General features: G+C 58.8%; 18 protein-coding genes. 6 read left to right on the top strand and 12 right to left on the bottom strand.

From position 1 onward, the window contains the following. Positions 1–3 precede the first annotated feature (3 nt). Genes CJU81_RS01160 through CJU81_RS01150 form a run of 3 tightly spaced genes read right to left on the bottom strand, consistent with a single transcriptional unit; the run spans position 4 to position 1,746 of the window. Positions 4–264, bottom strand: coding sequence for a phosphopantetheine-binding protein (locus CJU81_RS01160; RefSeq protein WP_095035181.1), 261 nt, complete (start codon positions 262–264; stop codon positions 4–6). Next, the gene (locus CJU81_RS01155) at positions 239–1,051 is read right to left on the bottom strand and encodes a lysophospholipid acyltransferase family protein (RefSeq protein ID WP_095035180.1); all 813 of its coding nucleotides are present in this window, start codon (positions 1,049–1,051) and stop codon (positions 239–241) included. Before CJU81_RS01155 ends, CJU81_RS01160 begins: the two co-directional genes overlap by 26 nt. Continuing rightward, positions 1,027–1,746 (bottom strand): beta-ketoacyl synthase chain length factor, encoded by a 720-nt coding sequence (locus CJU81_RS01150; RefSeq protein WP_095035179.1) that lies wholly within the window; start codon positions 1,744–1,746, stop codon positions 1,027–1,029. Before CJU81_RS01150 ends, CJU81_RS01155 begins: the two co-directional genes overlap by 25 nt. A 304-nt stretch (positions 1,747–2,050) precedes the next feature. On the opposite strand from CJU81_RS01150, the gene CJU81_RS01145 reads away from it, so the two are divergent. Next, a complete protein-coding gene (locus tag CJU81_RS01145) occupies positions 2,051–2,824 on the top strand; it encodes a ParA family protein (RefSeq protein WP_095028032.1) in 774 nt (257 codons plus the stop codon). Here the strand turns inward: CJU81_RS01145 and trxC are convergent. Continuing rightward, entirely contained in the window at positions 2,821–3,261 is a 441-nt protein-coding gene (trxC, locus tag CJU81_RS01140) for a thioredoxin TrxC (protein ID WP_095035178.1), read from the bottom strand. The two genes, CJU81_RS01145 and trxC, sit on opposite strands and share 4 nt — an antisense overlap. Before the next feature lie 264 nt (positions 3,262–3,525). Between trxC and CJU81_RS01135 the strand changes: the two genes are divergently transcribed. Next, positions 3,526–3,813, top strand: coding sequence for a type II toxin-antitoxin system HigB family toxin (locus CJU81_RS01135; protein ID WP_095035177.1), 288 nt, complete (start codon positions 3,526–3,528; stop codon positions 3,811–3,813). A 5-nt stretch (positions 3,814–3,818) separates the two neighbouring features. After that, positions 3,819–4,220 (top strand): helix-turn-helix domain-containing protein, encoded by a 402-nt coding sequence (locus CJU81_RS01130; protein ID WP_095035176.1) that lies wholly within the window; start codon positions 3,819–3,821, stop codon positions 4,218–4,220. A 9-nt stretch (positions 4,221–4,229) separates the two neighbouring features. Here CJU81_RS01130 and selO read toward each other — a convergent pair whose 3' ends face one another. The 3 genes from selO to CJU81_RS01115 form a co-directional block, all read right to left on the bottom strand. Continuing rightward, complete coding sequence (gene selO / locus CJU81_RS01125; protein ID WP_095035175.1) at positions 4,230–5,693, bottom strand: protein adenylyltransferase SelO; 1,464 nt, start codon at positions 5,691–5,693, stop codon at positions 4,230–4,232. A gap of 134 nt (positions 5,694–5,827) precedes the next feature. Beyond that, positions 5,828–9,175 (bottom strand): mechanosensitive channel MscK, encoded by a 3,348-nt coding sequence (gene mscK, locus CJU81_RS01120; RefSeq protein WP_095035174.1) that lies wholly within the window; start codon positions 9,173–9,175, stop codon positions 5,828–5,830. Between the two features lie 35 nt (positions 9,176–9,210). Beyond that, positions 9,211–10,953: a potassium/proton antiporter gene (locus CJU81_RS01115; RefSeq protein ID WP_095035173.1), complete on the bottom strand. Its 1,743-nt coding sequence runs from the start codon at positions 10,951–10,953 to the stop codon at positions 9,211–9,213. Positions 10,954–11,328: 375 nt separating this feature from the next. On the opposite strand from CJU81_RS01115, the gene CJU81_RS01110 reads away from it, so the two are divergent. Next, positions 11,329–11,778: a hypothetical protein gene (locus CJU81_RS01110; protein ID WP_254924742.1), complete on the top strand. Its 450-nt coding sequence runs from the start codon at positions 11,329–11,331 to the stop codon at positions 11,776–11,778. 66 nt (positions 11,779–11,844) lie between these two features. On the opposite strand, the gene putA is transcribed toward CJU81_RS01110, so the two are convergent. After that, positions 11,845–15,798 (bottom strand): trifunctional transcriptional regulator/proline dehydrogenase/L-glutamate gamma-semialdehyde dehydrogenase, encoded by a 3,954-nt coding sequence (gene putA / locus CJU81_RS01105; protein ID WP_095035171.1) that lies wholly within the window; start codon positions 15,796–15,798, stop codon positions 11,845–11,847. A 460-nt stretch (positions 15,799–16,258) separates the two neighbouring features. Here putA and putP point away from each other — a divergent pair, with 460 nt between their 5' ends. After that, positions 16,259–17,746 (top strand): sodium/proline symporter PutP, encoded by a 1,488-nt coding sequence (gene putP / locus CJU81_RS01100; RefSeq protein ID WP_095028041.1) that lies wholly within the window; start codon positions 16,259–16,261, stop codon positions 17,744–17,746. A 170-nt stretch (positions 17,747–17,916) separates the two neighbouring features. After that, complete coding sequence (locus tag CJU81_RS01095; RefSeq protein ID WP_095035170.1) at positions 17,917–18,753, top strand: 23S rRNA (adenine(2030)-N(6))-methyltransferase RlmJ; 837 nt, start codon at positions 17,917–17,919, stop codon at positions 18,751–18,753. A gap of 121 nt (positions 18,754–18,874) precedes the next feature. On the opposite strand, the gene msrA is transcribed toward CJU81_RS01095, so the two are convergent. From msrA to aceF, 4 genes are all read right to left on the bottom strand, one after another. Next, a complete protein-coding gene (gene msrA / locus CJU81_RS01090; RefSeq protein WP_095000899.1) occupies positions 18,875–19,522 on the bottom strand; it encodes a peptide-methionine (S)-S-oxide reductase MsrA in 648 nt (215 codons plus the stop codon). 67 nt (positions 19,523–19,589) lie between these two features. Then, positions 19,590–22,283 (bottom strand): sensor domain-containing phosphodiesterase, encoded by a 2,694-nt coding sequence (locus CJU81_RS01085; RefSeq protein WP_095035169.1) that lies wholly within the window; start codon positions 22,281–22,283, stop codon positions 19,590–19,592. 175 nt (positions 22,284–22,458) lie between these two features. Next, positions 22,459–23,844, bottom strand: coding sequence for an alkaline phosphatase D family protein (locus CJU81_RS01080; protein ID WP_095035168.1), 1,386 nt, complete (start codon positions 23,842–23,844; stop codon positions 22,459–22,461). A 293-nt stretch (positions 23,845–24,137) separates the two neighbouring features. Next, positions 24,138–25,766, bottom strand: coding sequence for a dihydrolipoyllysine-residue acetyltransferase (aceF, locus tag CJU81_RS01075; RefSeq protein ID WP_095035167.1), 1,629 nt, complete (start codon positions 25,764–25,766; stop codon positions 24,138–24,140). Between the last annotated feature and the right edge of the window lie 11 nt (positions 25,767–25,777).

Genomic DNA, 25,777 nt, shown 5'->3' with positions numbered 1-25,777 from the left:
GTCTCAGGCTGCCTGTTTGGCGGTGACAAAAGCCGCAAGGCTGGCCACGTTGGAAAAGTGATTGCGCGTGTCTTTGGCGTCGGCGTCTATTTTGATGCCGTAGGTTTTTTGAATCGCCAGGCCCAGTTCAAGCGCGTCGACCGAATCCAGCCCCAGGCCATCGCCAAACAGGGTTTGCTCGTCGCCAATGTCGCTGATGCTGATGTCCTCGAGGCCCAGTGCATCGATGATCAGCTGTTTAATGTCGCTTTTCAGATCGCTCATCTGTGGCGAGCTCCTTAATGAAGTAGTCATGCACGAAGTCATTGAGCAGGCGCGAGGCCTTGGGCGGCGGCCCAAGCGCGGCAAACGTGTGTGGATCTATATCGGCACCTACACGAAAACTGAAGTGCACGCGTCGATCGGGTATTCGATACCAGGGTTCGGCTTTGGTCAGCGTGGTGGGGCTGACCTTGATCACCACCGGGGTGAGGATCTTCGCACCCCGCAGGGCAATGGCTGCTGCACCCCGATGAAAGGCCGGCGGTTGGCCGGGCCGGGTGCGGGTGCCCTCCGGAAAAACGATCAGGGTCTGACCTTGCTGCAACGCCTGCGCAGCATTATCGAGCATGTCCACGCTGCCATCATTGCTGATGTACTGCGTGGCACGCACGGGGCTGCGGGTAAACGGGTTTTGCCAAAGGCTTTGTTTGACCACGCAATTGGCGTTTCTCACCAGGCCGATCAAAAAAACCACATCGATAAGCGACGGGTGGTTGGCGATGATCATCTGCCCGGGGCGGCCAAGCCGTTCTGCGCCTTGCACCTCGTAGGTTAAAACACCCATGCGTGCCATCGTGCGGATAAACAGCCAGAACAGTCGGCTGACGGTTGCGCGTGCGCGCTCGCGGTGCCGAATGGCGTCTCCCGGCAGCCAGCTCAGCACCGGGAAAATCACCAGCCGCAGGCACAGGCAACCCATGCCGAACAGCGCAAAGCTGATGGCGGTGGCGATCAAACGCCAAAAATAAGCATCGCGACGGTTACTCACAGTCTGCGTTGCCAGTTCCATACGCGGTTTTTCCAGGCGTGTTGGAATGACGCCTGCTCATCGAGCAGATGGCGCAACAGGTTCAGGGCATGGGGCCAAGGGGCTTTTACGGTATCGGCAGGTCCTGTTGCGAGCGTAACATGCCATTGCTCACCCGGTGTCAGCAGCAGGCCAACGGCATAAGGAAAGGGCACATCATCAATCCAGCTTGCGTAGGCATGTGGCGGTTGCTCTTCGGTGATGATCAGCAACACTGCGCGCGCGCCTTCGTTGAGCAGGGCACAGGCTTCGATCAGGCCGTGTTCCAGGCCATCCCCGGCAGCAGCGATGGCGGTCATTTCGCTGGTTTCACCGCGCATGATCGACCACAGGCCAATGACTGCGTTATGCACCGAGAGGCTGAACTGGGTAGGGGACAGGGGCTGCTCGGCCGCCAGGTCGCTGAGGATGTCGAATGTGCGCGGGGTTTCGCCGTGGCGCGAGGCAAACACCAGTGGCAGTGCTTCATGGCCTTCGGCTAGCGGCCAGCCGACGCTGAACGCCATGCGCGCAAGGCGACTGAGGCGGCGGCGTTGCATCGCGGGCAAAAACGACACGTCGGGTGCTGAGTTGCTGGCGGCAAGTACGCAGGGGCGCTGGCTCCAGGCCTGCCAATCGGCCACGCTGTCGAGGCCCGGAGCCCAGGCACGCCACGCGGCGATATTGAAATTGATCACTGGAGTTTCATCCCGCCTTTGCAGGCTTCCTTGATGCGAAAGCGGGCACCGATCGACGCCGCACTTGATACAGAATGGCGACATTATCCCGGTGCAGTTGGTTCGTAGCAAATTTTGCTTACACTTGAAGTATGTTTTGTCTGTGATTTGAAAAAAATCGGACCAATGCAATTTATGTGTGAGGGGCGTTTATTAGTTTTCGTGGATAAGCGCCCAATGGCTGTAGTTCATTTCGTTGCAAGGTAGCTAAGCCGCGCAAAGGGCATCTACACTCGGGTACTCATTGGTACACGGAGGTTTTGAAATGCGTCGCGTGGTGTTTAACCAGAAAGGCGGTGTGGGCAAGTCCAGCATCGCGTGTAACCTGGCTGCGGTCAGTGCCAGCGAGGGGTATCGCACATTGTTGGTGGATCTGGATGCCCAGGCCAACTCCACTCAATACCTGACCGGCCTGACGGGCGACGATATCCCGATGGGGATTGCCGATTTCTTCAAGCACAGCTTGTCAGCCGGGGTCGGCTCGAAGAAGAATCGGGTCGATATTTACGAAACGCCCTTCGAAAACTTGCATGTCATTACCGCCACCGGCGAACTGGCCGATTTGCAGCCAAAGCTTGAGGCAAAACATAAGATCAACAAGCTGCGCAAGTTGCTTGATGAGTTGGCTGAAGACTACGACCGTATTTACGTCGATACCCCGCCTGCACTGAACTTTTACGCCGTATCGGCACTGATTGCCTGTGATCGTGTACTGATCCCGTTTGATTGCGACAGTTTTTCCCGACAGGCGCTGTACGGTCTGTTGTCCGAGATCGCTGATCTGAGAGAAGACCACAACGAAGACCTGCTGATTGAAGGCATTGTGGTCAATCAGTTCCAGGCGCGGGCCAGCCTGCCCCAGCAAATGCTCGATGAGTTGATTGCCGAGGGGCTGCCGGTGCTACCGATGTACCTGAGCAGCTCCGTGCGCATGCGCGAGTCGCATCAGGCGTGCCAGCCTTTGATCCACTTCGACCCCCGGCACAAACTGACACAGCAGTTTGTGGAGTTGCACGATTATCTGGATCAGAACGCTTAAGCGCTGATTCCTTGGCTGCGCAGCCAGGCGTTAAGTTGCTGCAAAGGCAACGCACCGCTCTGGCGAGCAACTTCTCGGCCGTTTTTAAACAGGATCAGGCTGGGGATCGAGCGAATGCCCAGTTGCCCGGCCAGTTGTTGGTTGGCCTCGCTGTCGAGCTTGGCCAGACGGCATTTGCCCAGCAGTTGGCTGGCAGCCTGCTCAAACACCGGAGCAAAGGCTTTGCACGGCCCGCACCATTCGGCCCACACATCCACCAATAACGGCAGATCGCCTTTGATCTGGCTGGCGTAGTCGGTTTGCTGCAAATCAAAGGGTCTGGCCTTTAGCACTTCATTTTTGCAGCGCCCGCACTTGGGGTGTTCGCCCAGGCGATCGCTGGGGATTCGGTTAAGACCGTTGCAATGGGGGCAGGGGATCAGCAGCGGTTCGGTCATAGGGGAACTCCTTGAAAATGGGTCTTTATCGCCGTTTGCAGCAGTGACTGCAGATTGATGGCGTGCAGTTCAGCAGATGATCACCCGGGCCGCCACCCGTCGTGACGTATCTGCTCACAATGTGCCGAAACCGATTCGCAGGTCTCTATCTAGGCTGTGAAAACCCTTCGGGCTTTATGCCACTGGTCAGGCGCAAAATATCGCAAGTTGCGATGATCCTGATCCGGGTTTAGCCTTCATAGCAAGATGCGATAGGGACATTGCATGCGACTAATAACAGCAAAACGAATTTGGGAAGCGAAAGACCAATGGCCGCATTCGGCCAGCGCACTTGATGAGTGGTATCGCAAGATCAAGATCCTCAACCCTCAGGACTTTGCCGCGTTAAGGGCGTTTTTCCCGACTGCCGACAAGGTCGGTTCGTTTCACGTTTTCAACATAGGCGGTAACAAGCTGCGGCTGATTGCCGTGGTCCGTTACCGGGTACAGCGCCTCTACATCCGTCATGTGCTGGATCACCGTGACTATGACAAGGGCAAATGGAAGGAGTAAGCACAATGAACGCTTTGATCACACAAGCGGCAGAGCACTGGAAGTTCGTGGCGCCCCTGCTGCGCAAACCGAAAACCGAAACCGATTACGATGAGCTGGTCGCAGCCCTCGATCAGTTGACCGACTTGATCGGTGACGATGAAAGCCATCCCTTGATGAGCCTGGTGGACATTCTTGGTGACTGGGTTGAAGCCTATGACCTTGAGCATCGACCAATACCCAAGGCCAGTGGTGTAGATGTACTGCGCTCGGTAATGCAGGAGCACGGGCTGACCCAGAGCGATTTGCCGGGTGTGGGTACCCAGTCGGTAGTGAGCGAAATCCTCAGCGGCAAGCGCCAACTCAACGTTCGGCAGATTCGTTGGCTGGCGGATTACTTCAAAGTGCCTGTGGATATGTTTATCTGAGGCTTCACATCACGATGAACAGCTGATTTCCAGATGCTTGCCCCATTCCGGCGGGCGTTCGGCGTAGCTTTGCATGCCAGCTTGCTCGGTAAATGGCTGAGTCAACACGTCATGCAGGCGCTGCACCTCGCTGTAGTCCCCGGCTTGCGCCGCATCGATGGCTTTTTGTGCCAGATAGTTGCGCAAGATATACAACGGGTTGACCGCGTGCATGCGTTCACGGCGAGCATCTTCATCCTGTATGTCTTCACGGGAAACCCGGGCCAGGTACTGCGCGGCCCAGTCGTCAAAGCCCTTGAGGTCGACAAATTCTTCCCGCAGGCGGGCGACGGCCTGCTCGGCGGGTTCGTCGCCCAAACGACGGAAAAACAGGGTGTAGTCGATACTGCTGCCTTGCATCTTCTGTAGCAGTGCTTCGATCAATTGCTGATCAGCCTCTTCGGCGCTGGTCAGGCCCAGCCTGCGGCGCATCAGGTCCAGGTAGTGAGCCTGATACAACGGCAAAAACAGCCCAAGGGTTTCGCGCAAGGCTTCAACGCTAATAAACGGCGTCAATGCCTGGGCCAGCGCGCTGAGGTTCCATTGACCGATCGGTACCTGGTTGCTGAAGGAGTAGCGGCCTTCATGGTCGGAATGGTTGCAGATGAAATTGGCGTCAAAGTCGTCGAGGAAGGCGAACGGACCAAAGTCGAAGGTGATGCCCAGGATCGACATGTTGTCGGTGTTCATCACTCCGTGGCAAAAGCCGTAGGCCTGCCACTTGGCGATCAGTTCGGCGTTGCGCTCGACGATTTCGCGAAACATGGCCAGATAGGGCTCGGGTTGCTCCTGGCATTCGGGGAAGTGCATCGTCAGCACATGCTCGGCCAGTAGCTTTTGTTGCTCGGGGCGCTTGGTGTAGTAGAAGTATTCGAAATGCCCGAAGCGTACATGGCTGGGTGCCAGGCGCAGCACCATGGCGGCGCGCTCCTGGGTTTCGCGCCACACCGGTGTGTCGGAGCCGATCACGCACAGGGCGCGGCTGCTGGGAATGCCCAGTGCATGCAGGGCCTCGCTGGCGAGAAACTCGCGTATCGAGGAGCGCAGTACGGCGCGGCCATCACCCATGCGCGAGTAAGGGGTCATTCCTGCGCCCTTGAGGTGCAGGTCCCAGTGTTCGCCTGCGTCGTTATACACCTCGCCCAGCAATAACCCGCGGCCATCGCCCAGTTGCGGGTTGTAGGAACCGAACTGATGACCCGAATAAACCATCGCCCGCGGCTCGGCGTTGGCCCACAGGGTATGGCCGCCAAACAGCTGGGCAAACATCGGGTCCTGGGCGACAGCCGGGTCGAGATCGAGTAGCGCCATAGCGGCGTTGCTGGCAACCACTACGCGGGGTGCGTCGATGGGCTCGGGCAGCACGTGAGTTGAAAGCGCGTCACCCAGCCGAGCGAAACGGTTATCAAAAGTCAGTTCGTCGAGGGCTTTCAATGACCGTCTCCAGTAAGCATTTTTAGGGGTGGGAGCGGGCTTGCTCGCGATGGCATCCACGGGCTTGGCCAGTTAAACCGATTTGTCTGCATCGCAGGCAAGCCAGCTCCCACAGAAGTTGTATCAGCCTTGAGTCAGTCGAGCTTGCCCAACTGCGGCTTTTGCGCGGGTGGTGTCGGCTCGGGCGGGACTTCCGGCCCTACGGGCACCAGCTTGTATTCCTGACCCTGCAAGTTCTTGAGGTACACCTCCATCTGCTGGAACGAGATGTTGATGTGGTGGTTTTTGAACTCGCGGTTGATAAAGCGGTTGACCTCGTCGATCACCGGGTTGCGGTCGCCCAGGTCACGCACATGCATGCGCAGTTCGTGATCGAGGGTGCTTTGGCCGAAGTTGAGGAAGTACACGTGAGGCTCCGGATCTTTCAGCACCCGCGGGTTCTCTTGCGCGGCCTTGAGCAGCAGGTGTTTGACCAGATCGAGGTCGGAGCCGTAATCGACCCCCAGCTTGAGGGTCACGCGGGTGATGGTATCGGTCAGCGACCAGTTGATCAGTTGCCCGGTAATAAATGTCTTGTTCGGGACGATGATGTCTTTGCGGTCGAAGTCGGTGATGGTGGTGGCCCGGATGCGGATCTTGCTCACAGTGCCCGACAGGTTGCCGATGGTAATGGTGTCGCCGATCCGTACCGGGCGTTCGAACAGGATCATGATCCCGGAAATAAAGTTGGCGAAGATTTCCTGCATGCCGAAGCCCAGGCCTACCGACAGCGCCGCAACCAGCCATTGCAACTTGTCCCAGCTCACGCCCAGTGTCGACAGGGTGGAGACAAAGCCGATACCGATGATCACGTAGGTCAGCAGGGTCGTAGTGGCATAAGCACTGCCCTGGCCCAGATCAAGGCGCGACAGCACCAGCACCTCCAGCAGGCCGGGCAGGTTGCGCGCCAGCGCGATGCTGATGCCGATGATGACCAGCGCTCCGATTACGTCGCCGATACTGATGGGCACCATGCTCATGTTGGCGCCGGTGCCGCTGGTGTATTCGTACAGGGTGATGTTGTCGAGGTAGGAGAAAACCGAGATCAAGTCAGCCCACACCCAATATAGAATGCCGATAAAGCCTGCCAGCAGGGCCAGGCGGATCAGGCGCAGGGACTGTTGGTTGACCTGTTCGATGTCCAGGGTCGGCTCTTCGATAATCGTATCGTTGCCTTCGCCTGCTTCCTTGGCGGCCTGGCGTTTTGCTAGTGCACGCTGGTAGGCCAGGCGCCGTGCGGCCACTGCCAGACCACGGACAAACGCCGCTTCGACCACCAGCCAGAGCATCAGCAGATAGAGGGTGTTGATCAGGCGGTCGCTGAGCTTGAGCGCGGTGTAGTAGTAGCCAAAACACACCGCCACAAACAGCGCCAGAGGCAGCAGGGCGAAGGCAAAACCGAGCAGCTTGCGCAGGCGATAGGCTTTTGTTGCTGTTTCAAAGTCGTTGAGCAACAGGCGGCACAACAGCCAGGCCATGGCCGCATAGCAACTGAGCACAACGAGGATACCCAGTACATCGTCGGCCAGCGCTGCCGGTTGCTGCTCGGCAAAGGCGACCACTGCCACCAGGGCCAGCACCACAAAACCGAGTTTGCGAATCCAGTTTTGCAGGAACGCGACCAGCGGTTTTTCCCAGCGGAAATGCAGTTCGGCCACGCCACCCGGGGCCAGAATCCGATAAGCGGTGTAGAACACCAGCCAGGCCTCGGCCATCTGGATAAGGGCAGCGCCCGTATTGGCGTTCATGCCCCGGGCATCGGTTTGCAGGGCGTAGCCGCACAGGGCCAGCGCTAATGAAATCGGCATCGCCAGCAGGATATTGATCAGGATCGCCAGCGGCGTGTGCCATTGGCTGTCACGCTTGAAGTGACCGATGTCCTGATGGATCTTGTTCAATTTGCTGTAGAGATAGCGGCGCTTCCAGAGCAGGGCTACCACCACCAGCAAAAACGGCAAGAACAGCAGTGGGCGTTGCACCAGGCCTTCTGCCAGCTCGGTAACGCTGGAGCCCCAGGGCAGGGTGGTGATTTGCTGTTCCAGCTGGCGCGGGGCCGTTTCCAGCCACTCCAGATCCAGCGGCTTGTTGCTGGGGATCCAGAACATCTGCTCATCCAGCGTCGCCCGTAAGCTTTGGGCGGTGCTCAGCAGTTGCTTCTGGTTCAGTTGCAGGGTGATCGACTCGTTGAGCAGCGAGCTTAACTCGCGGTTCAGGCGATCCAGCAGGTCGCTGCGGGTATTGACCAGTTCAAGCAAGGTTTTGCGCAGTTGCGGGGTGACCTGATCGGCGGGCTGGGTTGATAGCAGGTTATCGACGTAGGTCGTGGGGTTGCTGATCAGCTCGCGCTGCTGGTTGATTTCAAACTGGTACAGACGGATATCGGCGATTTCGTCCGCCAGGTTCTTGTCCATTTTTTGCAGGCGCGGCAGAGCCTGTTTTTGTTTATACAGAATCTTGGACAGCAGCAAACTGCCCTTGAGCACGTTGATTTGCTCATCCAGCGCCTGGTCACTCTGGGTGACGTTGTCCAGTTGTTGCTTGGTTTCGAGGTTTTGCTGGGTGACTTCGTTAAGGCGGTCGGTGCTGCGCAACAGGTAGTCGGAGAGCTTGAGGTTGATCGCGCTTTCGGTCGCCAGCAGGCTGCTGCTGCCAGATTTTTTTGCCTCGATGGATTGTTCGGTCACGGTCTGCTGCGACTGGGCCAGGCGCTTCTGGTTGATCAGGGTTTGCAGATCCTGGATTTCCTGATCCTGGCGCGTGGTTTTTTCCAGCAGCAGGTCGTGCTGGCTGCCACTGAGGTCTTGCAGCAGGCTGTTGCCAGCCAGTTCCTGGCGGCGCAGAGCTATCAGTGCGGTGAGCGAGGCGGCTTCGGCATTGAGCTGGTTGCGTTGATCAGGGGTGAGCAATTTGCCATTGTCGCGCCCTGTTTTCAGGATGTTGTTGATCTGCTGGATACGTGTCTGGCTATTGCTGATTTCGGCCTGGGCCCGTTCTGGACGGGTCTGCGCGGCAATGCTTTGGCTGTTGGCGATAGCCAGGGCTTTTTGCAGTTCGCCCTGTTGCGTGGTGCGTTCAGCCAGTAGCTGTTCCAGCTGCTGCACGGACAGGTCGCTGTAGCGTTGGGCTACGGGTATGGCTTTGCTGGCCTTGAGCCGGGCCAGTTCGCGCTGGTTTTCGCTCGTCTGGCGCGGTGCGTTGCTGAGCTGTTGCTTGACGTCGTTCAGGCGTTGTTCGTAGTCAGCCTTGTTGTCGAGCAGGGTCAGGGTCTGCTGGAGCACCGCCTGCAGGGTTTTTTGGTCGGCGTCCGGCAGTTTGCGCTCGGCAATTTTGTCCAGGCTTTGCTGCACCGCTTCGGCGGTAGGCGGCTCGGCAGCCTGGAGTGTGCCGACACAAAGGCTCAGGCCGAGCAGGACGGTTGCGATGAACGTGCGCAGAGTTGGCATAGATACCGGTCAGACAAAGGTCAGAAAGTTGGAGTTTAGAGGAACAGCCCCGGGCCCGGGGTACTTCCTTCGGGGAATCTGACGCCCACTTTGGCGATCTTGTTCCCTTCCATCATCGCGACCGTCCAGATGGTGTTGTTCCACTCCACCTGGTCGCCGACCACCGGCGCGCCGCCGACCTTGTGGGCAATGAAGCTGCTCAGCGAGGTGTCCGGGTCGATGCCGTCCAGCTTCAGGCCGTACAAGGCGGCTACAGCGCCCAGCTGAGCGTCGCCTTCGAGCACGAAGTCGCCGAAGAAGCGCAAGTCCAGGCCACGGCTCGGAGGCTGGCTGAACAGTTTGCCCAAGGCAGGCAAGTCGTGTTCGTGGCCGATGACGCAGAGCAGATCACCCACTTCAAGAGTGGTACTACCCGACGGGTGGAGCAGTTTTTTATCGCGAAACAGGGCTGCGATACGAGTGCCGTCGGGCATTTTCAGTTCACGCAGGGCCGCACCGATGCACCAATTTTGTGCGTCGAGGCGATAAACAAAGAGCTCCCACTCGCTGGTGACATGGACTTCAAGGGCTGAGCGGGATACAGGGGCCAGATCAGGCGGCACGGTCACCTTGAGCAGCTTGGCGACCCACGGCAGGCTGGTACCTTGCACCAGAAGAGATACCAGCACGATAAAGAACGCCAGGTTGAAATACAGCTGGGCATTGGGCAGCCCTGCCATCAACGGAAACACGGCCAGAATGATCGGCACCGCTCCACGCAGGCCAACCCACGAGATAAAGGCTTTTTCGCGTCCATGGAAGGCTTTGAAGGGTAGCAGGCCCACCATTACCGACAGCGGACGGGCGAACAGAATCATCCACAGGGCCAGTGCCAGGGCCGGAATGGCGATGGGCAGCAGATCGTGTGGCGTGACCAGTAAGCCCAGCACCAGGAACATGCCGATCTGGGCCAGCCAGGCCATGCCGTCGAGCATATGCAAAATGCCATGACGGCTGCGGATCGGGCTGTTGCCGATTACCAGGCCGCACAGGTAGACCGCGAGGAAGCCGCTGCCGTGCAGGGCGTTGGTCAGGGAGAACACCACCAGCCCGCCTGCGATCACCAGAATCGGGTACAGGCCGTTGGCCAGATTGATACGGTTGACCATCTGCAGCATCAGCCAGCCACCTGCCAGGCCGACCGTGCCGCCGATGGCAAACTCACTCAGCAAATTGAGTAACAGGCTCCAGTGCAGGCCGGTTTCGCCACTGGCGAGCATGTCGATCAGGGTAACGGTGAGGAACACCGCCATAGGATCGTTGCTGCCGGACTCGATCTCGAGGCTGGCTGAAACCCGTTCGTTCAGGCCCTTGCCGCCCAGTAGCGAGAACACTGCGGCGGCATCGGTGGAGCCGACAATGGCGCCGACCAGCAAGCCCTGGATCAAGTTGAGATTGAACAGCCAGGCGGCCATCAAGCCGGTCAACCCCGTGGTGATCATCACCCCCACCGTGGCCAGCGATAACGCGGGCCATAACGCCACGCGAAAACTGGAAACCCGGGTGCGCAAGCCGCCATCGAGCAAAATCACCGCCAGGGCAAGGTTGCCCACCAGATAGGCCGTGGGGTAGTTGTCAAAAATGATGCCGCCGCCATCGACCCCCGCCGTCATGCCTACCGCAAGGATGATGACGAGTATCGGGATGCCAAGGCGCGAAGACAGAGAACTTACCAGGATGCTTGCACCTACCAGCAACGCGCCGATCAAGAACAGGCTGTTGATGGTCGTCGCATTCAAAGGCAGTACTCCAGAAAGCTCAAAAGACAGGGTGCAGGCCTGGCATGCAGTCTGCGTGCCATCGATTCTAACCTGCGCTATTGGCGGGCTGTCAAAAAGGTTTGAATGTTTTACACCCTGGGGGTGTTTGTGTCTGCCTAGTAGGACTGAAGGTCTTTCTTACAAAATTATGGGATTTTTACTGCATTTTTGTATCAGGTAAATTGTGTGTACTGCGGCCTCACACTTACGCACGGACTTGATATGAACCCTGCTACTGAGGCTGGCAACAGGCTATCGAAGACAACATTGTCTTGTGACGACAAACGAATCGATCTCTATGTCGTGTCTGTCAGCAAGTTTCTGCTGCTGTATGGGCTTACGGCAGGTGGATACATGGTCTACTGGTCATATCGCAACTGGGCGTCCTACAAAGCGGTAACCGGGGTGCAAATCACGCCGGTGATGCGCGCTGCGCTCTGGCCGTTCTTTATCCTGCCGCTGTTTGAAGTGGTTCAGAACGGTCTCGACAGAACAGGGCGTTGCTTTTTTTGGCAGCCCGAGACCAGAGGCCTGCTCATCATGCTACTGGTCATGTTCTCGGTGCTGGTGTCCACGCTTTTTACCCGACCCTCGGATGCTGTCTATGTGCTGTTCACCAATGCGGTGCTGATTGCCGGTTGTTGTGCCATGTTGGTGGCGGCCCAGCGTGCAATCAATATGCTGGCGGGTGACCCGCAGGGCAGCGTTAACAAGGCCCTGAGCTACGCCAATTTTGCCTGGATGGTGGCCGGCACGCTGTTGATGGCCATCGTTGCCTATATCGAGTGCACGATCCAGCGCTGACTTCATGGCGTAAAAAAACCGGGCAAACCTTTCGGGTGCCCGGTTTTTTATTGCCCTGTCACACCATCAACCGATGGTCATCAGGCTTGCGTTGCCACCCGCAGCAGCGGTGTTGACGCTCAGTGCGCGCTCGATCACCAAGCGTTCCAGGGCAATGTTGGTTTCGCCCTGGGACAGGCCCTGCACGCCAACGATAGCGCCTGCGCGTTGCGCCACTTGCTGACACACATCACGCAACTGGTCGCAGTCGCCGTGGTGCAGGACGGCGTCGAAGATCACATCGTCCTTGGTCCAGTCCGCCACCAGAGTGGTGCGTGCTTGCACCTCTTTTGGCAGACGTGCCAGCAGGGCCTTGGCCAGTTCGCTTTGCGGCAGAACAGCCGAGCTGCCCACGGCCAGAACGGCAGCCAGTTGGATCAACAGGTCGCTTTCAACCTCGGCCAGGCACAGCACATGTTCGCGCGGCAGGATGGCGTAGCTGTTGCGCTCGCCGGTCGGGCCGTTGAGCAAGCGCGTGATGCCGCTTTGCGAATGTGCGGCGTATTCGCTGCACAGTTCGGCCAGCGCTGGCTGCTGGTTGCTGGTTGCCCAGGCTTGCAGGGCGGTAAGCGGTTTGCTCATGGCTTCGCGGGCCTGGGTGTCCGGTGCGGTCACAGCATCGACCTTGGCGAACGATTGCTCGATTGCATTGCCGGGGCGGGTCGACAGCAGGCGGTACAGGTACAGCGGGCCACCGGCTTTCGGGCCGGTACCTGACAAGCCTTCGCCGCCAAAGGGTTGCACGCCGACCACGGCACCCACGATGTTGCGGTTGACGTAGACGTTACCGGCGTTGACGTTGTTGACCACCTTGGCGATGGTTTCGTCGATACGGGTATGCACGCCCAGCGTCAGGCCATAACCCGAAGCGTTGATCTGAGCGATCAACTGGTCGATGTCTTTACGCTTGTAGCGAACCACGTGCAGCACCGGCCCGAAGATTTCCCGTTCCAGCTCGTCAAAGCTTTCCAGTTCAATCAGGGTCGGCATGACGAAGGTGCCGCGTTTGCATTCTTCGATATCGGCAATGGCCATTTGGTAAACAGTACGGCCCTTGTCGCGCATGCCCTGGATGTGTTGCTCGATCCCGGCTTTGGCTTCGGCGTCAATCACCGGGCCAATATCCACGTTCAGGCGCTCAGGGTTGCCCATGCGCGACTCGGCCATGGCACCTTTGAGCATTTCGATGACGCGGTCTGCCGAATCTTCCTGCAGGCACAGTACGCGTAGAGCCGAGCAGCGTTGACCGGCGCTGTCGAACGCCGAAGACACAACGTCGATAACCACTTGCTCGGTCAGCGCCGAAGAGTCGACGATCATGGCGTTCTGGCCGCCAGTTTCGGCGATCAGCGGGATAGGACGGCCCTGAGCATCCAGGCGGCCTGCCACGTTGCGTTGAAGCAACCGTGCAACTTCGGTGGAGCCGGTGAACATCACGCCTTTGACGCGATCATCGCCCACCAGGCGTGCACCGACGGTTTCGCCACGGCCCGGCAGCAATTGCAGCACGCCTTGCGGGATGCCGGCTTCGAGCAGAATGCGTACGGCTTGGGCAGCTACCAGCGGTGTTTGCTCGGCAGGCTTGGCCAGTACCGGGTTGCCGGCAGCCAATGCTGCAGCTACCTGGCCGCTGAAGATTGCCAGCGGGAAGTTCCACGGGCTGATGCAGACCACCGGGCCCAACGGACGGTGGGCATCGTTGGTGAAGTCGTTGCGGGCCTGTACCGCGTAGTAACGCAGGAAGTCGACGGCTTCGCGCACTTCGGCGATAGCGTTGGCGAAGGTCTTGCCGGCTTCACGGGCCAGCAGGCCCATCAGTGGCTGGATCTCGCCTTCCATCAGGTCGGCGGCACGTTCCAGGATCGCTGCGCGCTCGGCGGGCGGAGTGGCCTGCCAGATCGGCGCGGCGCTCAGGGCGCACTGGATGGCGTTGTCGGCATCCTCAACGGTGGCTTCTTGTACATAACCGACCACGTCACGCAGGTCGGCCGGGTTACGCACCGCCGCAGGCGTTTCGCTGCTGGAGTCGCAACCGAGCATCGGCGCGGCTTTCCAGTCGTTGTGGGCCGTGGCCAGCAAGGCGCAGGACAACGACGCCAAACGGTGTTCGTTGGACATGTCGATGCCGCTGGAGTTGGCACGTTCGCTGCCATACAAGTCACGCGGCAGCGGGATGCGCGGGTGCGGCAAGCCGAAGCCGCCTTCGGCCGTAGCCATTTGCTCTATCTGGCTTACCGGGTCGGCTACCAGCTCATGGATCGCGATGGTGTGGTCGGCGATACGGTTAACGAACGAGGTGTTCGCGCCGTTTTCCAGCAAACGGCGAACCAGGTACGCCAGCAGTGTTTCGTGGGTGCCGACCGGAGCGTATACACGGCACGGACGGTTCAACTTGCCTTCAGAAACTTTGCCTACAACCTGTTCGTAGAGGGGTTCGCCCATGCCGTGCAGGCATTGGAACTCGTACTGGCCCGGGTAGTAGTTCTGACCGGCAATGTGGTAAATCGCCGACAACGTTTGGGCATTGTGGGTGGCGAATTGCGGGTAAATGGCTTCTGGCACGGCCAGCAGCTTTTTCGCGCAAGCAAGGTAGGACACGTCGGTGTACACCTTGCGGGTGTAGACCGGATAGCCTTCCAGGCCTTCTACTTGGGCGCGTTTGATTTCGCTGTCCCAGTACGCGCCCTTCACCAGGCGGATCATCAGGCGATGACGGCTGCGGCGCGCCAGGTCGATGACATAGTCGATCACATACGGGCAGCGTTTCTGATAGGCCTGAATCACGAAGCCAATGCCGTTCCAGCCCGCCAGTTGCGGCTCGAAGCACAGGCGTTCGAGCAGATCGAGGGAGATTTCCAGGCGATCGGCTTCTTCGGCATCAATGTTGAGGCCGATGTCGTACTTCTTGGCCAGCAAGGTCAGCGACAGCAGGCGCGGGTACAGCTCGTCCATCACGCGCTCATACTGGGCGCGGCTGTAACGCGGGTGCAGGGCCGACAGCTTGATGGAGATGCCCGGGCCTTCATAGATACCGCGACCGTGGGAGGCTTTGCCGATCGAGTGGATGGCTTGTTCGTAGGACGCAAGGTACTTCTGGGCGTCATGTTCGGTCAGTGCGGCTTCGCCGAGCATGTCGTAGGAATAACGAAAGCCCTTGGCTTCAAAGCGCGTGGCGTTGGCCAGGGCTTCGGCGATGGTTTCGCCGGTGACAAACTGCTCGCCCATCAGGCGCATGGCCATGTCGACGCCCTTGCGGATCATCGGCTCGCCGCTTTTGCCGATAATGCGGCTCAGGGAGGAGGTCAGGCCTGCTTCGTTGTGCGTCGAGACCAGCTTGCCGGTCAGCAGCAGGCCCCAGGTCGCGGCGTTGACGAACAGCGACGGACTGTTGCCCAGGTGCGGGTGCCAGTTGCCGGTACTGATCTTGTCGCGGATCAGGGCGTCGCGGGTGCCTTTGTCCGGGATACGCAGCAGCGCTTCGGCCAGGCACATCAGTGCCACGCCTTCCTGGGACGACAGGGAGAACTCCTGCAGCAGGCCTTGCACGATACCGGCACGGCCACCGGCGCTCTTCTGATTGCGCAGTTTTTCGGCAATCGAGGCAGCCAGGGCTTGCGTGGCTTCGGCCATCGGGGCCGGCAGGCGAGCCTGCTCCAGCAGCATGGGCACTACTTCGGGTTCCGGGCGACGGTACGCCGAAGTGATGGCAGCGCGCAGTACGGATTGCGGCAGGATGCTTTCGGCAAACTCCAGGAAGCATTGATGCGCGTGGTCGGCGTGTACTTCGTCGGCGTCATCACTGGCAGTGCCAGGGATGCCGCTCAACTCGGTCAGGGTTGCACCACCCTCGAGTTTTTCCAGGTAATTGAAGATTGCCTGCTTGATCAGCCAGTGTGGCGTGCGATCAATCGAGGTCGCGGCGGCCTTGAGGCGCTCGCGGGTCGGGTCATCAAGTTTGACCCCAAGGGTGGTGGTAGCCATTTTTTTATCCTCATGGGTGCCACATTTGCGTGGCAGCAGCTGGCGGCCAGATTAGCGCTGCGCAGAAACGGGTGCAACTAGGTGCAACCCGTTTTTTTGTCGATTGGTCGACGCTTCGTCAGGAATATTCCGGCGGGGTGAAATCAGTGCGCTGCTGTGGTGCTTTTTCTTTGGTTTGGTCGGGTCTTTGCTCCGAAAAGGCGCAAAAACTCCGAATTGAGACGAAAAGGCGACAAGGTGCAACTTGGCTCGCAGAAACTGGTTGCACCTGATTTGCTTTGTTGCATAGCATTCGCGCCCAAGGTGCAACCTCCTACAGAAGATTGGTTCATCGGCTGATGGATTTCCTGGGGAAACATCAGTCATAAATGCGCGGCAAGGTTAATCGTCTCAAACAGGACGTTTGTGAGCGTACGGCCAGACCGCCGCTAAACATAAAAACAATGCCAGGGCTTTATCAATGAGTGTTAGTAACCCAACTCTGATCACGTTCGTGATCTATATCGCGGCAATGGTGCTGATTGGCCTGATGGCTTATCGCTCCACCAACAACCTTTCTGACTATATTCTCGGTGGCCGTAGCCTGGGCAGCGTTGTAACTGCATTGTCCGCTGGCGCCTCCGACATGAGCGGCTGGTTGTTGATGGGTTTGCCGGGCGCGATCTACATGTCCGGTCTGTCGGAAAGCTGGATCGCCATCGGTCTGGTGACCGGTGCTTACCTGAACTGGCTGTTTGTTGCCGGTCGCCTGCGGGTGCAGACCGAGCACAACGGTGATGCACTGACCTTGCCGGATTACTTCTCCAGCCGTTTTGAAGACAAAAGCGGTTTGCTGCGAATCATCTCGGCCATCGTGATTCTGGTGTTCTTCACCATCTACTGTGCATCCGGCATCGTGGCCGGTGCCCGTCTGTTCGAAAGCACCTTCGGCATGTCTTATGAGTCCGCTCTCTGGGCCGGCGCTGCTGCGACCATTGCCTACACCTTTATCGGCGGCTTCCTGGCCGTGAGCTGGACTGACACCGTGCAGGCCACCCTGATGATTTTCGCGCTGATCCTGACGCCAATCATCGTGCTGCTGGCCACTGGCGGCGTGGACACCACGTTCCTGGCCATCGAGGCCAACGACCCTAGCAACTTCGACATGCTCAAGGGTACGTCCTTTATCGGTATCATCTCGTTGATGGGCTGGGGCCTGGGTTACTTCGGCCAGCCGCACATCCTGGCGCGTTTCATGGCCGCTGATTCGGTCAAGTCGATCGCCAAGGCGCGTCGCATCTCCATGACGTGGATGATCCTGTGCCTGGCCGGTACGGTGGCTGTAGGTTTCTTCGGTATCGCGTACTTCTCGGCACACCCTGAAGTGGCCGGGCCTGTGACCGAAAACCCGGAACGCGTGTTCATCGAACTGGCCAAGCTGCTGTTCAATCCGTGGATTGCCGGTGTCCTGCTGTCGGCCATTCTGGCTGCGGTCATGAGTACCCTGAGCTGCCAGTTGCTGGTGTGCTCCAGTGCCCTGACTGAAGACTTCTACAAATCCTTCCTGCGTAAAAATGCCTCCCAGCTGGAGCTGGTATGGGTTGGCCGGATCATGGTGCTGGTGGTTGCACTGATCGCCATCGCACTGGCCTCCAACCCTGAGAACCGTGTGCTGGGTCTGGTGAGCTACGCATGGGCAGGCTTCGGTGCTGCGTTCGGTCCGGTTGTTCTTATCTCGGTACTGTGGAAAGGCATGACCCGTAATGGTGCGTTGGCCGGTATCCTGGTCGGTGCCATTACCGTGATCGTGTGGAAGCATTTCGCCCTGTTCGGTCTGTACGAAATCATCCCGGGCTTTATCCTGGGTAGCCTGGCCATCGTGCTCGCAAGCCTTGCAGGCAAAGGCCCAAGCAAGGGCATGATCGAGCGTTTCGACGCTGCTGAGAAAGACTTCCAGCAAAACCACTGATCGGGCAAGCGCATGCGCTGACCCTGAAGTGTTCAGAAGCGGCCCGTCTCCAGGTGAGACGGGCCGTTTTTTTTTGCCTGGGTGTTGCTCACCGTATCTCGGAAAAACCGCCCGCCACCTGACGTCAGGTTGCGTACAAGGTAAACTTCGGCTCCTGCGCAGGAGCAACCATGAACTATCGTCACGCCTTCCACGCCGGCAACCATGCCGACGTCTTCAAACATATCGTCTTGACCCGCCTCATCGCCCTGATGTCGCGCAAAGAGCAGCCTTTTGCTTACCTCGATACCCACGCCGGTATTGGTCTGTACGACCTCAAGGGCGATCAGGCCAACCGCACGGGCGAGTACCTGGAAGGCATTGCACGGTTGTGGGGGCAGAAAGACCTGCCTGCAGTGACTGATGACTACATGCAAGTGCTGCACAAGATGAACCCGGATGGCGAGTTGCGCTATTACCCGGGCTCGCCGGAGTGGACGCGGCGCTTGACCCGTTCCCAGGACCGCGTGCTGTTGAACGAAAAACACCCCGAAGACGGCGTGTTGCTCAAAGACAACATGAAGGGTGACCGCCGCGTAGCGGTGCATTTGGGCGAAGGCTGGCATGTGCCGCGTGCTTTGCTGCCGGTGGCTGAAAAGCGTGGCTTGATGCTGATCGACCCGCCGTTCGAGAAACTCGACGAAATGAAGCGCTGCGCTGAATCGTTGAAAGACGCGATCAGCCGCATGCGCCAGACCGTGGTAGCGATCTGGTATCCGATCAAGGACAAACGCCAGCTGCGCCGCTTCTATCAGGATCTGGCAGGTTCAGGTGCACCGAAGTTGCTCCAGGTGGAGTTGTTCGTGCATCCGCTGGACACGCCTAACAGTCTCAATGGCTCGGGTCTGGCCATTGCCAACCCGCCTTGGGGGCTGGAAGAAGAACTGCGTGAACTGCTGCCGTGGCTGGCCAAGAAACTGGGGCAAACCCAGGGTGGCTGGCAGATGGAATGGTTGATCGCTGAGTAAACCGTAGTCGCTGACGAGGTACGAAGGCTGCGATGGGCTGCGCAGCAGCCCGGGCTTTCTGAAGGTCCTTCGGCCCTTTTCGCAGCCTCGTGCCTCGTCAGCGACTACAAGCAGGTGTACATCAAATCGGGCACGTCACGCCGGTGCCGCCAATGCCGCAGTAGCCCTGCGGGTTTTTCGCCAGGTACTGCTGGTGGTATGCCTCGGCGAAGTACACCGTTGGTGCCTGGTCGATTTCGGTGGTGATGGTGCCCAGCCCGGCCTTGTCCAGTTCAGCCTGGAATACCTTCTTGCTTTCCAGAGCCTGCTCAAGCTGTTCAGGGGTGGTGCAGTAGATCACCGAGCGGTACTGAGTGCCGATGTCGTTGCCCTGGCGCATGCCCTGAGTCGGGTTGTGCAGTTCCCAGAACATGGCCAGCAATTGCTTGTAGCTCACGACTTCCGGCTCGTAGACCACCAGCACCACTTCGGTGTGACCGGTCAGGCCCGAGCAGACTTCTTCGTAAGTCGGGTTGGGTGTGTAACCGCCTGCATAGCCCACCACGGTGCTGACTACGCCTTCACGCTCCCAGAACTTGCGTTCTGCGCCCCAGAAACAACCCAGGCCAAAAATCGCAAAGTCCACGTTCATCGGGAACGGGCCCAGTAGCGGCTGGCCGGTGACGTAGTGGGTTTCCGGCAGTTGTACGTGAGTGTCGCGGCCGGGCAGGGCTTGTTCTTTAGTGGGTAGCACGTTTTTATTCACCAGGATTTCCGAGCGCAAGACCATGTGTCATGTCCTCTCAGTCAGAGTGTAGGAAGTCAGGCTGCTAGTGTGCCCGAGTGTTGCAGCGCTGTCAGGCCAGTGGGCCACGCGGGTAGCGTTTGAGCTTTTCTATCAGTTCGCTGCCGGGGATAGGTCGGTCGAACAGATAACCCTGGCCCACATCACAGCGATGGCGGCGCAGGAATGCCAACTGTGCAGCGGTTTCAATACCCTCGGCAACCACTTTGAGCTTGAGGTTGTGGGCCATGGCAATCACGGCGGAGGTGATTTCCATGTCGTTCTGGTTGTCGGGGATGTCTTTGATAAAGCTGCGGTCGATCTTGATGATGTCGATCGGGAATTTTTTCAAGTAGCTGAGCGATGAGTAGCCAGTGCCGAAGTCGTCCATGGCCAGGGTCAGGCCCAGTTTTTTCAGCTGGTCGAGCTGCAGGCGGGTGTCGTCGGTGGCTTCCAGCAGCAAGCCTTCGGTCAGTTCCAGTTCCAGTAGCGCAGCAGGTAGCTGTTCTTCCTTGAGAATGCTGGCAATCGATGCAACCAGATCCGGATCGGAAAACTGCTTGGGCGACACGTTGATCGCCACTTGCAGATTGCCCAGCCCGGCCAGGCTCAGTTGCCGGCTCATGCGGCAGGCCTGGCGCGCAACCCATTTGCCGATGGGGATAATCAGTCCGGTTTCTTCGGCAACGCTGATGAACTGGTCGGGGCGGATCATCCCGTTTTTCGGGTGGTTCCAGCGCAACAGCGCTTCCATGCCCAGCAGTCGCCCGGTGCGCAGACACAGCTTGGGCTGATAGAAGACTTCGAGTTCGTTTTGAGTCAGGGCGCGGCGCAAGTTGTTTTCGACAAACAGCTTGTAGCTGGCCTCGGCATTCAGGGCTTCAGTGAATACCTGCACCTGATGCTTGCCGCAGGCCTTGGCCTTGTGCAGCGCCAGGCCTGCGTTGCGCATCAGGGTTTGCGGATCCCGGCCATGCAACGGCGCGCAGGCCACCCCGACGGAGCCCGTGACGCTGATCAACTGGTTGTCGACGAACATCGGTTTATCGAGAGTCATCAACAACTGGCTGGCAATTTGTTGCCCTGTCGCCAGGTCAGTGTCGTCGAGCAAGACTGCGAATTCGTTGCTGGCAAAACGTGCCAGGCCATCGCTGGCACTCAGGCTGTTGCGCAGGCGTCGGGCCAGGCTGATCAGCAGCTTGTCGCCGGTCTGGTGGCCGAGGCTGTCATTGATGCGCTTGAAGTTGTCGATGTCTACCAGCAACAGGCAAACCGGCGTGTTGCTGTTGCGGGCGAAGCGCTCATCGAGGTTGCGGATAAAGGCCGGGCGGTTACCCAGATTGGTCAGGTTGTCAGTGTAGGCCAGGCGCTCAATGCGCTGCTGCGCCAGCTTGGATTCGGTGATGTCTTCGTAGATGCCGATGTAGTGGGTCAACTCGCGGTTGTCGCCATACACCTTGGAAATCGACATCTGGCCCCAGTAGGGTTCCAGGTTTTTACGCCTGCTCTTGAATTCGCCTTGCCAACTGTTGCCCTTGCTCAGGCTTGAGTGGGCGTCGAACAGCAGCTCGCTGAGATTTTCCAGTGCTGGCAGTTCGGACAGTTTATGGCCCTGTACTTCTTCGGTGCTGTATTGGGTGATAGCGGTGAAACTGGGGTTTACGTATTCCACCACACCGTCGCAATTGACCAGCAAAAAAGCGTTGGCGCTTTGCTCGACTGCACGTTGGAACAGGTGCAGGGCGTTGGTGGCAGCGCGGCGGTTGTGGTTGTTGATGACCTGGGCAAACTGGTCGGCCAGCTCGCCGGCAAAGGCGATTTCATCCGCCTGCCAGGCTCGGGTTTTACCGACTTGCTCCAGGCACAGCACGCCAACGACCTGGCCGTCGATACGAATCCCTGCGTCGAGCATGGCATTGGCTTCGTGGCGTCCCAGGCTGGCCACCAGCTCGCGGGTGCGCGGGTCGCGAGTGGCGTTTGGCGCGTCGATCGAGCGACTGGTGTGCAGGGCTTCCAGGTAGTCCGGAAAAAGGCTGGCATCGAAGATGTCCTGCGCGACATGGGCCTGGGTTTCGCGCTCAAAGGCCGAAACCGGCAGCAACTGGTTGCCTTCAAGGTTCCACAGGCTGGCACCATCGATTTGATAGATATCGCAGGCGCTGCGGGTGATCAGCTCGGCGGCTTCTTGCAGCGAATTGTGCTGGCTGTAGCGATGGCGGGCCAGGCGCAGGATCAGGTCCTGCTGGGCACGCACGCGCTCCAGATGTTGAAGTTGATCCGCCTGAGTGCGCTGGTTGAGTGCCAGGGCGATCTGCAGGCGGCTGTTTTGTGTTTCAAGTTCGGCCACCGGGGCGGGCGAAGGGCTGGCAGCGCTGTCTTCAATGGCCAACAGGTAACCGCGCAAAAAATGACGATTGTGCTGCTTGTAGGCTTCGCCCAGCTCCATCAGGTTCAGCGGACCCATGGCGGTGTGCAGGGTGTAATGCACAACGTAGTGGTGGCTGGTCCTGAGTTGATGCTCGATCGCATCGTGCAGGCGATAGCGTTCCCGGGGTTCCATCAGGCTGGCGTAAGGCGAGCCAACCAGAGCGCACAAGTCCGCAGCGGGCATGCCAAATTGGCGCTCGCAGTGAGGGTCGAGATAAAGCATGGCCCAGCTGGCTTCATTAAGCCGTTCGAAACGCAGCATACCGAGCCTGGAAGGCACGGGGAGCTGGGTCACGACCTCGGCTGCCATACGCGGGGCAGCATCAGGCTGGCTTTTCATTAGGGCACTCGCTTCACAAATGCGGATTGCGCACGGGCTATCACCCTGTTTCTGTGGTTTGCGGCAAGGTTGCATCATGCTCAGCGTGCTGACAAGTGAACATAAAGGCTAAGTGCTATAAGGGCTTATCGGCCGGTCGGCGAATATCTGCAGGCCGATGGATAAGCTTTGGAGCTTATTTAAGCGCAATAGTTGCTGACTCGATGATACGACCCTTGTTGTTGTGAAAATCGACCTTGAGCTGTTGGCCGGTAATGGTCAGGCATGCAAAGTTGTCTTCGCTGACCACTCGACTGTCGAGCTGGAGCGAATAAGTACCTGCACCAACGCTGGTGAGGGGGGCGTTGACGATCAGGTCCCTGACGTTCGCGTACGGCAGCAGTCGGGTATTGCACAGGGGTGAAGACACCACGCTGTGTACGATAAAGTCCGGGCTCATGTCGTGGGTCAGATGGCAGCAGAGCGAACCATGAATATCGCCAGACACGAACACCACGTTTTTGATGGCGTTGGAGCGAATGGTCTCGAGGATCCGGTTGCGCTGTGCCGTGAATGCTTTCCAGCCGTCAGTGTCACGCTGTTGATCAGGCATGAACATAACGCTGCTGACAATGAATTTGACCTTGGCCGAACTGTTGACCAGCCATTTGAGCAATGCCTGTTCCTGAGCGACGCCGATCATGCGTTTGTCGCCCCCGGACAGGATCCGTTCGGTGCGACAGTCCATGACAAACCAGTCGATATCAGCGTTGGCAAAGGTGTACCAATAGCGGGTCAAGTTACGATTGATACGCCCGTCTGGCTGTAATTCGTGAGCCGGGCCGTGGCTGCACTGGTAAGCCTCATAAGCGCGCATGGCGTTGTTGTAGAGCGCCCTGTCGCCATTGCCGCGATTGGCTGGCCAGTTATCTTCGATCTCGTGGTCGTCGAGGATCATATACGTCGGCGTGCGGGCCATGAGTGAGCGGATATTGGGTTGCCCGAAGGCCGCGCGATATTTTCGGGTGATGGCCGGGTAGTCGCTGTCCGGGGCGACAATATTCAGGTCGTCGACATACACCTGGTCACCGGTCATGACCACGGCATCAAGGCCTTGCTTGCGGGCCAGGGCGTGGATGCTGGCGAAAATTTCATCACCCAGGTGCGGAGCCGAAGGAATGCCTGCCGTGAGCCTGAGGTAGCGACAGGATCCTATGACGTACCGGCGGGTGCGGTTGCGCGTGGTTGAGTCGGTCTTGAAGGTGTAAACCGTGGCTGGCCATTGCAGTGCAATCTGTTTGACTGTTTCAGGCGTATGCCCCGGGCTTGAGGTGGTGAACCAGCCTGCCTGGTATTCGTAGTGGGTATCGTTGAGCAGGTTATTCAAGATCAGCGTGTCGGACATGTCGAATTCAGGGCTCAGCCTGGAAAACACACCGGCAGACCATTGGCTGTCACCGGCTTTGCGGTGCCGGATGCCGGCGAATACGGCGCCATTTTTGTCGGCTTCGCCGCGCACAAAAATGCGCGCGTGCCGTGAGGTGGTAAAGCCCACTATCGGGCCAACTGTAGGTGAGATCATATCGAAATCCTTTCTGGTGTTTGGGCGATGACAATCGCGTGGTTCAACTCCTTTGGTTAACGGTAGAAGTGGCCGGGCGGGTGACCCATTCATGGATTCAGCGCTGGTTGTAGTGCTTGACGGGCAATGGGTGTGAGAAAAGCCCCTCTCCCTCCGGGAGTGTGTTGGGGTGAGGGGGTCTTCAAATCGCAGGCAAAAAAAAGCCCCGCCAAATGGCGGGGTTGAGGTACGAGCGTGGCGCTCGGAAAACAGTGCGCTACCCCGGCCTTCGGTGAAGAAGGCCGGGATGTGGCTTACAACAGGATAGTGCGGATATCGCCCAGCAACTGGCTCAGACGCTGGGTGAAGCGTGCAGCAGCAGCGCCGTTGATCACACGGTGATCGTAGGACAGCGACAGTGGCAACATCAGTTTTGGCTGGAAGGCTTTACCGTCCCAGACAGGCTGGATGGTTGCCTTGGAAACGCCGAGGATCGCCACTTCCGGTGCGTTGACGATCGGCGTGAAGCCGGTGCCGCCAATGTGACCGAGGCTGGAAATGGTGAAGCACGCGCCTTGCATGTCGTCTGCGGTGAGCTTCTTGTCACGGGCCTTGGCAGCCAGTGCAGCCGCTTCAGCAGCCAGTTGCAGCAGGCTCTTCTGATCAACGTTCTTGATCACAGGCACCAGCAGGCCATCCGGGGTGTCAACGGCGAAGCCGATGTTGACGTACTTCTTGCGGATGATCGCTTTGCCGCTTGGCGCCAGCGAGCTGTTGAAGTCCGGCATTTCCTTGAGCAGGTGGGCGCAGGACTTGAGCAGCAGAGGCAGTACGGTCAGTTTCACACCGGCTTTTTCTGCGACGGCTTTTTGCGCGACGCGGAAGGCTTCCAGCTCGGTGATGTCAGCCTGGTCGAACTGAGTCACGTGAGGAATGTTCAGCCAGCTGCGGTGCAGGCTCGACGCGCCGATTTGCATCAGGCGGGTCATGGCCACTTCTTCAACTTCACCGAAACGGCTGAAGTCGACAGCAGGAATTGGCGGGATGCCAGCACCACCGGTTGCGCCGGCGGCCGGTGCTTCCTTGGCCTTCTGCATCATGGCTTTGACGTGCGCCTGCACGTCTTCCTTGATGATACGGCCATGCGGGCCGCTCGGGGTAACCGCGCTCAGCTCGACGCCGAATTCGCGGGCCAGTTGACGCACGGCCGGGCCTGCGTGAACTTTGCCACCCTTTGGCGCAGGCGCGGCAGCCGGGGCAGGTGCTGCCTCGGCTTTGGCGGCTGGCGCAGGAGCAGCGGCTGGTGCTTCAGCTTTGGCCGGTGCTGGAGCAGCAGCGGCTTGAGCAGGAGCAGCAGGTGCAGCAGCGCCTTGAACCTTGAGCTTGAGGATAAAGTCGCCAGTGCCGACTTCGTCATCCAGCTTGACCGAAATGCTCTCAACCACACCGGCGGCTGGCGATGGAATTTCCATGCTGGCCTTGTCGGATTCGAGGGTGATCAAGGATTGATCAGCCTCAACGGTATCGCCGGCCTTGACCAGGATTTCGATGATTTTGGCTTTGCCCGACGAGCCGATATCCGGGACGTGAATGTCCTGGACGGTGGCAGCGGCAGGTGCAGCCGGGGCCTCGGCAGCAGGGGCGGCAGCTGGCTTTTCAGCCGCGGCCGGGGCAGCCGCAGGGGCTGCAGCTTCAGGCGCCGCAGCGGCGCCCTCGACTTCCAGTTCCAGCAATTCGTCGCCTTCTTTCAGGCGGTCGCCCAGCTTGACCTTCAGACTCTTGACGATACCGGCCTTGGGAGCAGGGATTTCCATGCTCGCCTTGTCCGATTCCAGGGTCAGGATGCTCTGATCGGCTTCGATACGGTCGCCGACTTTTACAAACAGCTCGATGACTTCACCGTCGCCGCTGCCGATGTCAGGTACTCGAATGAGTTCGCTCACAAATATTCTCC

It is taken from the genome of Pseudomonas fragi (assembly GCF_002269505.1).
GTDB lineage: Bacteria > Pseudomonadota > Gammaproteobacteria > Pseudomonadales > Pseudomonadaceae > Aquipseudomonas > Aquipseudomonas fragi_D.
Note: the sequence above shows the minus strand (reverse complement) of the source record. Positions and strands in the feature narration are given on the sequence as shown.